13 protein-coding genes are annotated in these 14,309 nt (G+C 40.0%); 5 read left to right on the forward strand and 8 right to left on the reverse strand.

Annotated features, from left to right (window positions below):
* Window positions 1-43: 43 nt before the first annotated feature.
* From H605_RS0105725 to H605_RS0105735, 3 genes are all read left to right on the forward strand, one after another.
* A complete protein-coding gene (locus H605_RS0105725) occupies window positions 44-748 on the forward strand; it encodes a pseudouridine synthase (RefSeq protein WP_029053343.1) in 705 nt (234 codons plus the stop codon).
* Window positions 749-1,004: 256 nt separating this feature from the next.
* Window positions 1,005-3,416 carry a bifunctional diguanylate cyclase/phosphodiesterase gene (locus H605_RS0105730; protein WP_029053344.1) on the forward strand — a complete coding sequence of 804 codons (2,412 nt, stop codon included), beginning with the start codon at window positions 1,005-1,007 and terminating at the stop codon, window positions 3,414-3,416.
* A 186-nt stretch (window positions 3,417-3,602) separates the two neighbouring features.
* Window positions 3,603-4,904, forward strand: coding sequence for a uracil/xanthine transporter (locus H605_RS0105735; RefSeq protein ID WP_029053345.1), 1,302 nt, complete (start codon window positions 3,603-3,605; stop codon window positions 4,902-4,904).
* A 27-nt stretch (window positions 4,905-4,931) separates the two neighbouring features.
* Here H605_RS0105735 and H605_RS0105740 read toward each other — a convergent pair whose 3' ends face one another.
* The 8 genes from H605_RS0105740 to H605_RS0105770 form a co-directional block, all read right to left on the reverse strand.
* Window positions 4,932-5,543 (reverse strand): hypothetical protein, encoded by a 612-nt coding sequence (locus H605_RS0105740; protein ID WP_029053346.1) that lies wholly within the window; start codon window positions 5,541-5,543, stop codon window positions 4,932-4,934.
* A gap of 49 nt (window positions 5,544-5,592) precedes the next feature.
* Window positions 5,593-6,186 (reverse strand): GGDEF domain-containing protein, encoded by a 594-nt coding sequence (locus tag H605_RS19360; protein WP_051210475.1) that lies wholly within the window; start codon window positions 6,184-6,186, stop codon window positions 5,593-5,595.
* Window positions 6,144-7,163 carry a cache domain-containing protein gene (locus H605_RS19365; protein ID WP_232321188.1) on the reverse strand — a complete coding sequence of 340 codons (1,020 nt, stop codon included), beginning with the start codon at window positions 7,161-7,163 and terminating at the stop codon, window positions 6,144-6,146. Before H605_RS19365 ends, H605_RS19360 begins: the two co-directional genes overlap by 43 nt.
* 139 nt (window positions 7,164-7,302) lie before the next feature.
* Window positions 7,303-7,920: an NAD(P)-dependent oxidoreductase gene (locus H605_RS0105750; protein ID WP_029053347.1), complete on the reverse strand. Its 618-nt coding sequence runs from the start codon at window positions 7,918-7,920 to the stop codon at window positions 7,303-7,305.
* Between the two features lie 111 nt (window positions 7,921-8,031).
* Window positions 8,032-9,477, reverse strand: a complete 1,446-nt coding sequence (locus tag H605_RS0105755; protein WP_232321290.1) for a phospholipase D family protein — start codon at window positions 9,475-9,477, stop codon at window positions 8,032-8,034.
* Between the two features lie 123 nt (window positions 9,478-9,600).
* Window positions 9,601-10,377, reverse strand: a complete 777-nt coding sequence (locus H605_RS0105760; RefSeq protein ID WP_029053349.1) for an ABC transporter ATP-binding protein — start codon at window positions 10,375-10,377, stop codon at window positions 9,601-9,603.
* Between the two features lie 64 nt (window positions 10,378-10,441).
* Window positions 10,442-12,127: a BCCT family transporter gene (locus tag H605_RS0105765; protein ID WP_029053350.1), complete on the reverse strand. Its 1,686-nt coding sequence runs from the start codon at window positions 12,125-12,127 to the stop codon at window positions 10,442-10,444.
* A gap of 185 nt (window positions 12,128-12,312) precedes the next feature.
* Window positions 12,313-13,560 (reverse strand): EAL and HDOD domain-containing protein, encoded by a 1,248-nt coding sequence (locus tag H605_RS0105770; RefSeq protein WP_029053351.1) that lies wholly within the window; start codon window positions 13,558-13,560, stop codon window positions 12,313-12,315.
* Between the two features lie 250 nt (window positions 13,561-13,810).
* Between H605_RS0105770 and H605_RS0105775 the strand changes: the two genes are divergently transcribed.
* Window positions 13,811-14,026 (forward strand): spore coat associated protein CotJA, encoded by a 216-nt coding sequence (locus H605_RS0105775; RefSeq protein WP_029053352.1) that lies wholly within the window; start codon window positions 13,811-13,813, stop codon window positions 14,024-14,026.
* Window positions 14,026-14,289, forward strand: a complete 264-nt coding sequence (locus H605_RS0105780; RefSeq protein WP_029053353.1) for a spore coat protein CotJB — start codon at window positions 14,026-14,028, stop codon at window positions 14,287-14,289. The genes H605_RS0105775 and H605_RS0105780 overlap by 1 nt, the downstream gene beginning before the upstream one ends.
* The last annotated feature ends 20 nt before the right edge of the window (window positions 14,290-14,309 follow it).

Here is a 14,309-nt window from a genome sequence, read left to right on the forward strand (position 1 = left end):
GCTATAATTAGCTTATTGTAACGAGTGCGGAAGGAGAATCTTTATGCGAATTAATAAATTTTTAAGTAGTGCAGGTATTGTATCCAGACGGGGTGCAGATCAGTGGATTGCTGACGGTCGCGTGAAAATCAATGGTCAACTCGCGGAACTCGGCAGTAAAGTCGAATCAGGTGATCAAGTAGAAGTTGACGGCAAGCTAGTCGAACAAGAAGAACAGTTAGTATATATCGCGCTTAATAAACCAGTAGGAATCACTAGTACAACAGAACGCCATATAGAAGGTAATGTGGTGGACTTTGTTAATCACCCATTGCGAATCTTCCACATTGGACGTTTAGACAAAGATTCTGATGGCTTATTACTATTAACGAACGACGGTGACATCGTCAATGAAATCCTACGGGAAGAACATGGACATGAAAAAGAATACATCGTGACAGTGGATAGTCCCCTAACCGCTTCGTTTATTTCACAGATGGAAAAAGGGGTGAAGATTCTTGATACTGTCACAAAACCTTGTACGGTAACAAAACTCGGCCCTAAAACCTTTTCTATTATATTGACACAAGGTTTAAATCGTCAAATCCGCAGAATGTGTGCAGCGCTCGGCTATCACATACGTCGCTTGCAGCGTGTTCGGATACTTACTATTGAATTGGGTGATCTTCCAATTGGTGAATGGCGTGAACTAACAGATGCAGAGCGTAATAAGCTATTCAAAACACTTCATTACAAACCGAAAAGATGAAAAAATCATGAAGGCTTTACAAAGCTTTCATGATTTTTTTGTTATGTAATGCTCTCCTATTCCTACACTTCTAATAACCTATATATTTTTTCTTCAATAACTAGTTCAAAACTCTCTCATTCATGTTATAATCAGACAGATTAAATCTATTCTTCAATCTATTAGACATTTTTATATAATTTCATAACTTTTATACTTTCAAAGCAAGGACTATTCTACTTCCCCATAACGATTTCTAAAGAAAGGATGTGCCTTTATGCCGTTACATGCTCCTAGTATTTCTTCACACCTATCTACACTACTTGATGAAAAGTTTTGCATATCACTTATCGACTTAAGCGGTCATCTCACCTATGTAAACCAGAATTTTTGCGTGCTGACAGGTTATAGCGAAGATGAGCTAATAGGTAGAACATGGGGGAAGTTAAATAGAGAATTCTCTATTGAAGAGACGCTTTATATACTTAAAAGGCATTTTGTACATGAAACCGTCTATCAAGAAGCCATACAAATTCACTCTAAGTCTGGTTCAGTACACTGGCTAGATATCGCCATTGTACCTATTTATGATACGATCGGAGACTTAACGGGTTATCTCTCACTCGACATTGATGTAACCGGCTCAAAAATGGTCTCAAACGAGTATGCCAAAACACGTATTGACCTGCAGAATTTTAAATATGCACTGGATGAATCAGCAGTAGTTGTCATCACCAATCCAAAAGGCGTAATTACGTATGTCAATAATCGCTTCTGTACCCTTTCGGAATATTCGCGTCAAGAACTGATCGGCAAGACACATCGGGTAGTCAACTCAGGTACACATCCTAAAAGTTTTTTCGCAGATATGTGGAATACGATTCAGTCTGGTCAAGTATGGAGAGACGTGATCCGTAATAAGTCTAAGTCTGGAAATTTTTATTGGGTCCATACTACTATCGTTCCGTTTATCGGTTCAGATGGGAAGCCGTTCCAATATATTTCCATAAGACAGGATGTAACATCTCAGATGGAAGCGGAAAAATCATTAGAATTGGCATTAAAAAATGATTTTTCTACGACTGTGAAAAATCTCCAAAATGCTATTTTTAAATATTCCTTGGACGAAAACGATCAAATTCATATTACGTTACTAGAAGGAAAAGTTGCCGAACAACTTGGAATCACTGCGGATACACTTAATCAGCTCGCATCGAATAAAGGCTTCACATTGTCTACATTTAAGCGACAGCTTCTTGGTGCACTACTTGGTCGTGTAGGGCAGTTCGAAATTGACTATCAATCAAGAACTTTTCTAGTTTACCTCTCTCCTATTTTTGAAGGTGAAAATGTTGTCGAAGTTGTTGGTACCGCCAGTGATATCACAGATCGTAAAGAAGCTGAACGTTTAGTCGAACATATGGCATTTCACGACCATCTAACTGGATTGCCAAATAGAAGGTTACTGAAGCAGACAGTAGAAGACTTGATTGAGACCCGTTTAAACAACCGGGAACCTTTCGCTCTGCTTTATATGGATTTGGATCGTTTTAAAAATATTAATGATTCCATGGGTCATTATGTAGGTGATCAATTGCTTAAAGCGGTTGGTGCAAGATTACAAACGCTCGTTAGGCAAAATGACTTGGTTGGCCGACTTAGCGGAGACGAGTTTCTTATTCTGTGTTCTTCTACGACCAAACAAGGTGCACAAATGGTCGCCAAACGAATTGTCGATGAAGTATCAAAATCATTCCTCATCGATTACTTGGAAATATTTATCGCTCCAAGCATCGGTATCAGCATGTTCCCAGACGATGGTGCACAGTACGATACGCTTCTTCGTAATGCGGACTCTGCTATGTATTTAGCAAAACAATCAGGTAAAAGCACGTATCAATTTTTCACTGAAGAACTTTATAAAGACTTAATGGAACGAACTTTAATTGAGATGGAATTGCGTCAAGTACTTCACAAAGAGGAATTATCTCTACATTACCAGCCGCAATATGAATTTAATACAGGAAATATGATTGGCGTAGAAGCTTTGGTACGCTGGCAACATCCTTCCCGAGGCATGATTCCACCCGGGCAATTCATACCGATAGCAGAAGAAACTGGAATGATACTTGCCATTGGTTTGTGGGTGCTAGAAACTGCTTGTAGACAGGCGAAAGAGTGGCAAGACTTGGGCCACACTTCATTATTAATGAGCGTCAACGTCTCCTTACGTCAGTTTAAAAGTAGTAGTTTTGTGACCGATGTCAAAGACACACTACATAAAACCGGTCTGCTACCACACTATTTGAATATCGAAATTACAGAAAGTATGACCTCTGACGTGGACTATTGCCAAAACATTTTACAAGAACTTCGTGAGATCGGCATTAAAATTAGTATTGATGATTTCGGAACAGGTTATTCCTCATTAAGTTATTTAACTAAGTTTCCTCTAACTCACCTTAAGATCGATCAATCTTTTGTTAGAGAACTGAATTCAAATTCGGTTATTGTCAAAGCTATTATTGACTTGGCTAAGAACTTACACTTACGAGTGATTGCTGAAGGGGTTGAGACTCACGAACAGGCCGAATTTCTCAAGAAGCTTGATTGTGATGAAGCACAAGGTTTTTTGTATTCTAGACCCGTGCCTCCCAACGAACTTTTACAGTTATTTACTACTATATAACTGTAATAGGTAGCCAGCAGACGAACGTCTGCTGGCTATTACTATTATATGTGATTGCCAATGAATTACTATTTCATCGAGATAATACTAGAAACATTATTCTTCCTATTAATTTTGTGCTATAGTTTTCTTTATATTTCAATTTTTTCGACATACATAGATAACTATTTACAGGGAGAGATGTGAATGGGCACTACACAAATGCGGTATTCAATTACCGCGTTAGCCGGATTTCAATGGCTATTCTTTATGTTCGCTAATACAGTTGTTATCCCTATTTCGGTCGGTACTGCTTTTGAGCTTGAGCAGATTGAAATCGTTTCAGCCATACAACGCTCATTTATCTTTACGGGAATCGCTTGTTTACTTCAAGGAGCACTTGGACACCGATTGGCATTAATGGAAGGTCAGTCAGGTTTGTGGTGGGGTGTTGTACTCAGCTTGGCCGGAACTGCGAGCGCCATGGGCTTAAGTTTAGCTACAGTTGGAGGCAGTATTGCAATAGGCGCCATGATTTCTGGTGTACTGGTTGCTACTCTCGGTATGCTCGGTATGGGTGAAATTCTTAAAAAGTGGTTTACACCTACTGTCATGTTCGTGTTTTTACTACTGTTGGCTAATCAGTTGATTACTATCTTCTTAAAGGGAATGATTGGTCTCAATGACGGTGAATTCATCAGTCTATCGAAGACTATATTCTCATTCGCTCTAGCGGGTCTGACAATTTTGGTTCATGTGAAAGGAAAAGGAATCATCAGCAGCTTGAACTTACTCATCGGAATGACAGTCGGTTGGATTAGTGCTGTGCTGATTTTTCCGCAAGCAGCCACTGAAACAATTAAAACTACGCCATTTATTCAATGGTTTCCTTGGGGGGAGCCGACACTTGAAATCGGTATCGTGTTTACAGTCGTCATTACAGGTTTATTGAATACAACGAACACAATTGCTACTCTAAAAGGCGCAGAAGATATATATGAAAAAGAAACTACTAAAAGTCAGTATAAAACTTCGTTCCTTATAACAGGGGGATTGAATGTCGGTGCAGGTGCGCTAGGCCTCGTTCCGTATGCACCTTATGCTTCATCTATCGGTTTTCTTCAGTCCAGCGGAATAAAGGACAGAGCTCCCTTCTTTATCGGTTCACTACTGTTCATAATCCTTGGGCTCGTACCGTCATTAAGTGCGTTTTTTTCCACTATTCCTCAAAGCGTCGGAAACACGGTATTATTTGTAGCCTATTTACAGTTATTCCGGTCTGCCTTGCGCAATGTGGAAGGATTAACTTTCGAACCTAAAACTATTTACCGAGTCGCATTACCTGCACTTCTCGGGTTATCGATTATGACTTTGCCAGCCACAGTGTTTTCTTCACTCCCGGAGCTAGTTCAACCTCTATTATCAAGCGGGTTGTTAGTAGGGATCTTAGCTGCACTCTTGATGGAATTCATATTCTGGATAGGAAAGCGATTCAGTTATTCTGCATGAATATAAATACAGCCCTGATCTATAGGATCAGGGCTGTTTGTACGTATAGACTAAGAAGCGCTCTGCTTTGTCATGGATTTGCAAATGTGCAATCGGTATCTCCGCTACTTTCTCAAATAATGGGTGATGATGCAAGAAATAAACGTATTCATCAGTCGGATAATATAGAATGATTTCCAATGTGCGGGGGGAGTTTTCTGCTGACTTTAGAATCCGTTGAACTACAGATCGAAAAATGTCCAAAGAAAATGGATTAAAGAAGTAGAACGTCACGGCATCTGCAGGAATGATGTAACTCTCCGCTATACAGCATTCAAATGAAATAGATCCAGGTCTCTTCGGAAAGGCTTGTCGATAATCCAATAAGTTAGTCATTGCATTTTGATGTAACACACTATTCATTTCTATACCTATTGTGTCCAGACAAAAAAGATGATTTACATAAAAAGGAACTCTTCCTTTTCCGCAGCCAAAGTCAATCAAGCTCCCCTCTTTTAGGAGGTCATGTTCGCCAAATAAATAATTTAGCATCTCGTAAGGTGTCGCTTCATAACGATTATAATGAGATGATTGATGAATCCACTCTCTAACACCCTGGGTTTTGATGTGCAAGCGTTTATCCATAGATTGCTCTGGCACTTCTCCATCTCCTTTCTGTTAATCTACTACTAAAGAAAACCCCGGCATATTACTTCTGCCGAGGTTCATCAGAAACAACGATGGTCTTATTACGTCCTGTACGTTTTGCTTCATACAGACTTTGATCGGCTAATTCGATAAGTCGCGCCGGGTGGTTTGCGTGAAGTGGATAAGCACCTACTCCAGATGAAATTGTAATGACTTCACCGCAAGGACTGACTGTGTCCTCCATTTTTTCACGAAGGCGTTCTGCTGTCAGGTAAGCAGTTACTTTATCCGATTTCGGTAATAAGATGACAAATTCTTCTCCACCGTAGCGGCAACATATATCTTGCTTGCGAACTGTTCGTTGCATCCAATCTGCCAAGTAGATCAGAACTTCATCGCCGACTGCATGACCATAGCGATCATTGACACGTTTAAACTTGTCTATATCAAAAATAATTAGAGCAAATGGTGTTCCATCGTCCACCCATTGCTTCATGTAACTATCCATCATTCGACGATTTGTTAGTTTCGTCAACGGATCGATCGTTGATTGGTGAATGAAATAGTTCATCTCATTTTTGAAGTAATCCAAACTATGTACCATAGCTCCTTTTAATTGTTTAGCTTCATAGTACCAGTCAGAGATGGCTTCCATTTTTCTTTTTGATCAGACTCTACACTGTTTTCCGTATAATATGCCAATTTTTGAAGTGGCAGAGCAATCTTTCTCGACAGATACCTAACCAAGAAGAACGAAAGAAGTAGTAACGGGAGAGACTTTAACGCCATCTCCAGCACCATTTCTTTTGCGGGAGCAACAGAAATATCTAGTTGTCTTTGTACTACGATTCCCCATTCAGCAATGGGTACATAGGCATATCCCGCCAACATAGGTATTCCCTTTGTGTTAATTAGCTGTTTATGGCCGCTTTCCCCTGTAATTAATTTTTGGACCACCGGGTTGCTCGAGACATCCTCTTTCAAACGTTCTTTTTCTTGATGATAAATTAGTTTCCCTGCATAGTCTACTACATAAACATACGAACCATTTTCATAGTAATGGTTCCCTAGGAGCTTCTCTAATATATTAGGCTGATCGAGATAAATGGCTCCTCCCAAAAACCCTTTATACTCACCGTTTTCAAAAAGTGGAACACTAATAAATATAATTGGTTCTCCTTCAATTCCAACATAAGGGTGAGAGATTATTTTCCTCTTTTCCTTAATAGCTTGCATTGCTCCAATCGATGTCAACTCTTCCCCAACCAACTCACGGCTCGGAGAGGATGCACCTAGTATGACACCTTCTGTAGAGGCGACCGCAACAGAATCAAATGTATTCGTTTCTGTTCTAATCCGCTCGGCTAACGCATTCATTTGTGTTTGTGAGGAAGGGTCATCAAGGAGAGATAGGACTACTTCCGCATTAACTTCTAATGTGTTTAATATTTCCCGTAAATAAGTATCTGTAGTGGACGTCAACTTTTGGACATATGCGTAGTTAGCTTCTAGAGTAGAATGTATTAATGATTGTTTATGCACTTGATATGCCACCGTAGTACTCGTTAGAAAGGTCAGCGCAATTGCCAGTATTGCCACGACTTGAATTAAGTTCTTCAAGGACCATCTCATCTGTTTCCCCATTCTCCTTTTCCCTGTGGTTCTATCCTCCTATTATATCATAGAGCAAAGAGATTTTATGAGACTTTTTCAATATTCAATACAGAATATACCAATATTTTAAATGTGTTCTCACCTTGATTAACATTTTTTAATAGGAAATTCCTACTCTATATCCTTTATAATCTTGTTTAGATAATTCATCATACGCGAACGCAGCAGTATCACCGGTAGAAATCTTGGCGCCATCAATCGGTAAGTACTCTCTTTCCGTCCGATAATTGCCGACCGCTTCTCCATCAGGTAAATAGGTTGGGCACACGATCGTCCAGTCTAGACCGGAATCTTGCAACATCGTAAATACTTTATGGTGCTCCTCTGCCGCAAATGTCAACTTACGATGGGATTCATTCGATTGATAACGTAACTTGGACGGTTCTGTTCTACTATTTAATATGCCAGCCGTTCCAATTGTTACGATTCTTTCGATTCCGTGTTCTTTCATTCCTTCAATAATAGCCGGCATCGCTTCTGTCAGTGTGGTTGTTTTGTCAGTGCCAAGAGCACTTACGACTGCGTCCGCCCCCGATAATGCTTTTTTAACTGCATCCTGATCACGTACGTCACCTGCAATGATCGTCAGCTTTTCTTGAGATTTGCACTTCTCAGGCGATCGAACGACTGCCGTTACCTCATTACCGTCAGTTAGTGCACGACGAACAATCTCACTTCCTGTACGGCCTGTTGCTCCAAATATTACAATCTTCATCTACTACATCTCCTATGTTCAATTTATTGTTAGATACTCTTCATGTTTTACATTCGTGCTATGCGTTAAATATGAGTGAAGCACTGGCAACAATAAACGGTGTTTTTTATTTTAATATGATGTAAGCTTCGCCCAGCGTTGCAGTGCGTAAATTCCTCGTTGGAAGAATGTCAGGTGGTTTTGGTATTCTTCTACGTCCAGAGTGTATAGCGCGTCTTCATTATTCCATATCCGATCGAAATACGCGTTGATCTCATCTGTCAGCTTGCTGTTTGTTGGTGCTATAATACGCAGATTTGCTTCCAGATTATAATCACGTAACGTACGCTCCGTTATATTGGCAGATCCGTTTGTAATATACGTCTCGTCCGCAGTCTGTACCGTTACTAGCTTGGTGTGATATTGACCGATTACGGTATTGTACCAACGTACTTTAATTTTATCTTCTGTATTCTCTCTTATTTCTTGGACGACGGGGCGATTAGGCAAACCTGACTTTTTACTACCGAATGAGTTTGCGTTCGGATCTAGGATAATCTCTACATGTACACCACGATTGGCTGCATCTTCTAAAGGTCGGATTACTTCCTGCTCAGAAAGATAAAACATGCCCATACGGATTACATCATCTTTTTTTGCTTTTTTAATATCGCTCACTAATGCATCCATTATCTTGCTCTCTGTTAAGTACTGGGCCTGGTAGGGTCCTTCTTGTTCTTCCGTTTCGATACGCGGTAACGTTCCGCCTGATGAATACTGAAGCACAGCTTCTTCCGATTCCAATATATCGTTCTGAATTGGGCCTTTCACTTTGAATCCCACATTACCGTGTCGACCACTAGCTGCGTGAGGATTAGAAGACGTAACTAATGCCGCTTGTTCTGTCACAAGAGTTTTTCGATGATTCGCTTTAACGTTCAATAATTTCAAATAAGATGAGAACTTCACTTCAGGCGCATCACTAGCCAAGAAGTTGGGGAATTGATTTTCCCCGTTAAAATCAAACCACTGTAGGAAGATGCGGTAAAACCCAGAGTATAAGGGCATTGAATCACGCAATGGCTCCAAGTCTGTGTACACTACTTGCACACCTGCTTTTTCCAATGCTTTAAACCATTCCGACTCATAGGATTCATATCCTGTATTCACTGGATCCGTTATGTATACGATCGGCATGTCAGGAAACTCTTTCCTCTTCTTCACAAGTACTTCTGTAAGTTGATCCGCAATTTGAGGAAAGTCTTCTTTTTCATCATAGTAATCATCCATTAAGAAGAAGTCGAGCACGACAAACTCTTGCGCTTCTTCAATCATTCGAAAAACCTCATTGAATATACGAAGTTCTGATTTGTAGTGATCTTTTGACTTCGTCTTAGAGTACGTTAAATCATAAATGAACTCTACGTCTTCTACTTGATGAAGTTCTCCTTTATATGAAATACCGGGTGGCAATGGCTTATACGTTTGCCAAAGCATGACACCCGCGTAAAGCAATGCAACAAAAAGCAGTAGGTAGGAGGCTATGCGCTTTTTAGTCATTTTACGTTTATGATTCACCAAAAGCTCTTTCCCCCTTTCCTTAGTTCATTTGATATACTCCTTCCTGCACACATCGTATGGCGATATTATGTTTTTTATACTATTCCCTCTCTATCTAGCAATAAACTGTATGGATCTGCATTATTTCATTGAAAGATAAGGTCGTTCTGCATGCCACTCAATAGTTACAGGTACCTGATACGTTTCGGATAGCAGTTCGTCCGTCAAAACTTCTGTTTTAGGACCACTCGCTACAATTTTTCCTTCTTTTAATAATAGTACGTGAGTGATTTCGGGAACGAGTTCTTCTATATGATGTGTGACATAAACGAGGTGCACATTATTTTCCGTAGCAATTTTAAGCGCTTCAAGAAATTGTTCTCTTGCCAAAATATCCAATCCAGAACACGGCTCATCCAAAATCAATAAATCTGGATTACCCATCAATGCTCGTGCAATCAATACACGACGTTTTTCTCCTTCAGAGAGTAATCTGAATTTCTTGCCTTTGACGTCTTCCAAACGAAATTCCTTCACTAAATAATCGGCACGTATCCAGTCTTCAGCTATAATTTCATCGTAAATACCAAAGCTCGCAAATTTACCACTAATGATGATCCGCTCAATCGATTCATTCCAGAAATAGTCCGAGAACTTCTCTAGAGAACTACTGACAAAGCCGATTTTCTTACGTAATTCAGGTAAGTATGCACTTCCAAACCGTTTGCCAAGTACCTCCACTTCACCACTAGAAGGAATTTCATATGTAGAAATAATAGATAATAACGTAGTCTTACCAGAACCATTCAATCCAAGCATACCCCACTGCTGCCCTTTCTCAATATCCCAAGTTATATCTTGCAGGATTTGATTATCGTCTCTTGTAAACTGAATGTCTTCAACTTTTACAATGGCCACATACATTCTCCTCTCTATGATAAAAGACCGATTCGCGCTAAATGCTACGAACCGGTCTTTTCTTCTATTCGTTCTTTTCTTTCTCCACTTCTCGATACTTTTTCTTTTCAAGCTCTTGATACTTTCTATCGTTTTTCTCTTTTATTTTTCTAGCCTTTTCTGCTTCTCTGCGTGCTCTCTTCTCTTTTTCACTTTCTTTCCGTTTACGTCTCTTTTTGACTTCGCCTTCTACATGTTCAAACTGGCGAATATCTGTCGGTCTGACTGTAATCGGTTCTCTGGCTAATAGTTTGGCCAACGAGAAGATCAGTAATAGAAGTAGTAAGGTAAACGGCAGGGCAGATACGAGTGATGCTGACTGCAAAGCTTCTAATCCGCCTGCATATAATAATACAGCCGCGATTGCAGTCATTAGGAATCCCCAGACGAATTTCACAATTAACGGAGGGAACAAACTACCACGCGTTGTCATACTCGCTAGAATATACGTTGCTGAGTCAGCTGACGTGATCAAGAATGTAAAGATTAGCACAATAGCTAGGAACGATACGATCCCTGTCATTGGTAAATGTTGAAGTGTCGCAAAAATAGCTGACGTCACATCTTTGTCTACTTCTTGTGCAATTTGTGTACCATTACGCAAGTCGCTGTATAGTGCAGTTCCACCGAGCGTGGCAATCCACATACAAGAAAATGCTGGTGGTATGACCATGACACCCATGATGAACTCTCGGATTGTTCGTCCTTTCGATACACGTGCCACGAATGCACCGACGAAAGGTGACCAAGCGATAGTCCAAGCCCAGTAGAAAATGGTCCAATCCTTTACCCAAGTGCCACCTTGATAAGGTTGTAGACGCAAACTGTACGTAATGAAGTTATTAATATAATCTCCAATCGCCAGCGTAAAGGTTTCCAATATAAATACTTTTGGTCCTACTATAAAGAAAAATAGCAATAATGCAATTGCCATACCCAAGTTAAAATTACCTAGATAGGCAATACCTTTACTCAAGCCTGTTGAAGCAGATGTCATGTAGGCAACGAACACTACAGCAATGATCAGCAGTTGAATCGTAAACGTACTCTTAATATTAAAGACATACTCCATACCACCACTCATCTGTAAGACACCCATACCTAACGAAGTAGCAATTCCCATGACAGTTGCTATGACTGCAAATGAATCGATTCCGGTCTTAACGTATCGATTACTTCCAATCAACGGCTCGAGCGCCGTTGAAATCAAACCATCCTTCTTCTTCCGGAACTGAAGAAACCCAATAACTAGCCCTACTATGCCAAATATTGCCCATTGAGAAATACCCCAGTGGAAGAATGAATACCCCATTGCCACACGTGCCGCCTCTTCTGTCTGGGCTTCAGCACCAGCAATAGGTGACTTAAAGTAGTGACTCATTGGCTCCGCCACACCCCAGAACACCAATCCTACACCGAAACCGGCAGAAAAGAGCATACCAATCCACGTAAAAAATGGATATTCCGGACGTTCTGTATCTCCACCCAAACGAATGGCTCCGAATTTACTAATTGCCAATCCTACTAAAAATATAATGACAATAAATACGGCTAGTAAATAAAACCATCCAAAATTATCTGTCGTAAAATGGTAGAGCCTTTCAGAAACCACGCCAAACGGTACAGGTATGGTCGCTCCTAGTACGACGAGCACAAAAATAAATACGGCAGAAATAGAGAACACGGGATTTTTCCAGAACTTTTTATCCAAACCTATCGACTCCTAGTGTTCATTTGGTAACTCTCTTACTACACTCCTTACCCCAATTACAAGAAATATAACGTACTTCTGCCCATATCAATTACAGAATAAGAAGTTACCAAATAGATTATAACTGTCAATATTACACATCAAAAAAGACATCTTCAAGTGCAAATGTCTTTTTCAGTATATATTCAGTTCATTTCATCCTCTATTCCCTGAGACCAGCGTAAGGCTTGTAGAAAAATATGGCTTAACTCTTTTCGGGGGATTGCGAGTTCACGTGAAAGTCGCTCTACTGTTTCCCAATCAAAACGCTCTACCGATTTTATTAGCTCCATGTATGAGCTCATTTCAGTTTGCTTCCCATTTAACGTATCCATAATGACATCAGACAAAGAAAGTAATGGCAAAATATCTTCCCATTTCCGCTGCATCACTGCATCAATCAACGAAAACATACCTGTAAGAAAGTACTCGTCCTTATTTGGTTTTCTTTTATACTTCGCTAACAGCTCACATGCTCGTGCACGACGAAGTGATAATTCAATAAGCGCTTTCACACGACCATCTTGTAGATCTTGACCTAATTCATGCAACATTAGAACTTGTAGCCACTTCTTCGTTTCATTTAGCCCGATCATCATAATTGCTTGCTTAATAGAGCTGATTTGACGCGGTATGTCAAAGGCTAATGAGTTGATAAAGCGTAACAATTTATAGGATATCGATACATCCTGCATAATTAGATTGGATAGTTGATCAATAGACTGGGATTCCTGTTGGAAATAATCAATAATCTGTAGATGAATTAATGTATTAGATGGAATTTCAGCACTTTGAATAATGTCAGGTTTTGCGAAAAAATAGCCTTGAAACAAATCATAGCCACTCTTTAATGCGAGCTGGTAATCTGCCTCTGTCTCCACCTTTTCCGCCAATAAAATAATCGTTGGATATCTTTTCAAAAATGTGTTGATGCGATGTTTCTCCGTTATGCTTGTTTGGATGAAATCCACTTTAATAATATCCACCAGCTCAAATAACTGAGAATAGGTTATGTATTGATCTTGTAAAATAAAATCATCTAACGCTAGCGTAAATCCCGCTTCCTTAAACATTCGCAGCCGACGCAAAAGAGCAGGTGTTATTTCCACATCCTCCAAAATCTCGATCACTACTTGATCAGGATTCAGACTCATAAATACGTCTTGCGCTAGCAGTTCACCTGAAAAATTTATAAATGAACGCACACCACTTGTTACCTGATCTATTCCAACGGTGAGAAAAGTATTGATTAATAGTCCGATTGTAGCCTGTTCAGGATTTATATCAGGAAAACAGTTCTCTTCGCTATTTCGGTATAGTAGTTCATATGCATAAATCTCACCTGAGCGGCTCAGGATCGGCTGCCTACCGATAAATATGGAGTAATCATCCATTTATACCATCTCCACGTTTCATTTGAACGTCTCCTTCATTGTATGTATTCTTCCTTCGGAACTACTAAAGCCACGTACTCCTTCCATTGTACTAGAATACAAGTTATTAATAAATATTTTAATTAGATATAACCATTCTATTCCAAGGGACCTATAATAGCGAAATTAATTTATTTGCTATGGAGAACGATTGGATTCGGTCATATAGCGTGAGAGATTTACATATCTTGCGTAGAGGAGTTGATAACGAATGGATTATACGTTCAGAGGAAGTTATGAACCATATATTTCTCCGTGGGATCCGTGTCCACCTATCAAAGTCAAAACGTTTTCCTTGCCGCCTCAGCTTTTTATGAATTTCCAGCCCACGTCACTTCCACAATTTTCACCTGCTGAAGCTTTACAACACGGGACACTGTGGCCGGCACTAGTCGACGGCTATTCAAAAAGGGAGGGGATCTCCTGATGGATGCAGCTGAACGAAGAGACATGTTGAAGAATGTGCAGGAAGCTGATTTTGTGGTAGTCGAACTGACACTCTACACCAACACGCATCCTAATGACCAGGAAGCACTTACGCAATGGCGACTTGCTATAAAAGAAGCAGCCAGACTAAGGAAAATGTACGAAAAGCGTTTCGGACCGCTTTCCTTACATTCCATACCGTCTGAACAAGCCATTGATACGGGTTGGCGCTGGAACCAAGCACCTTGGCCATGGCAAATGTAGTCTCAACTATATACTAGTTT

Source organism: Sporosarcina ureae DSM 2281, assembly GCF_000425545.1.
Classification (GTDB): Bacteria; Bacillota; Bacilli; order Bacillales_A; family Planococcaceae; genus Sporosarcina; species Sporosarcina ureae.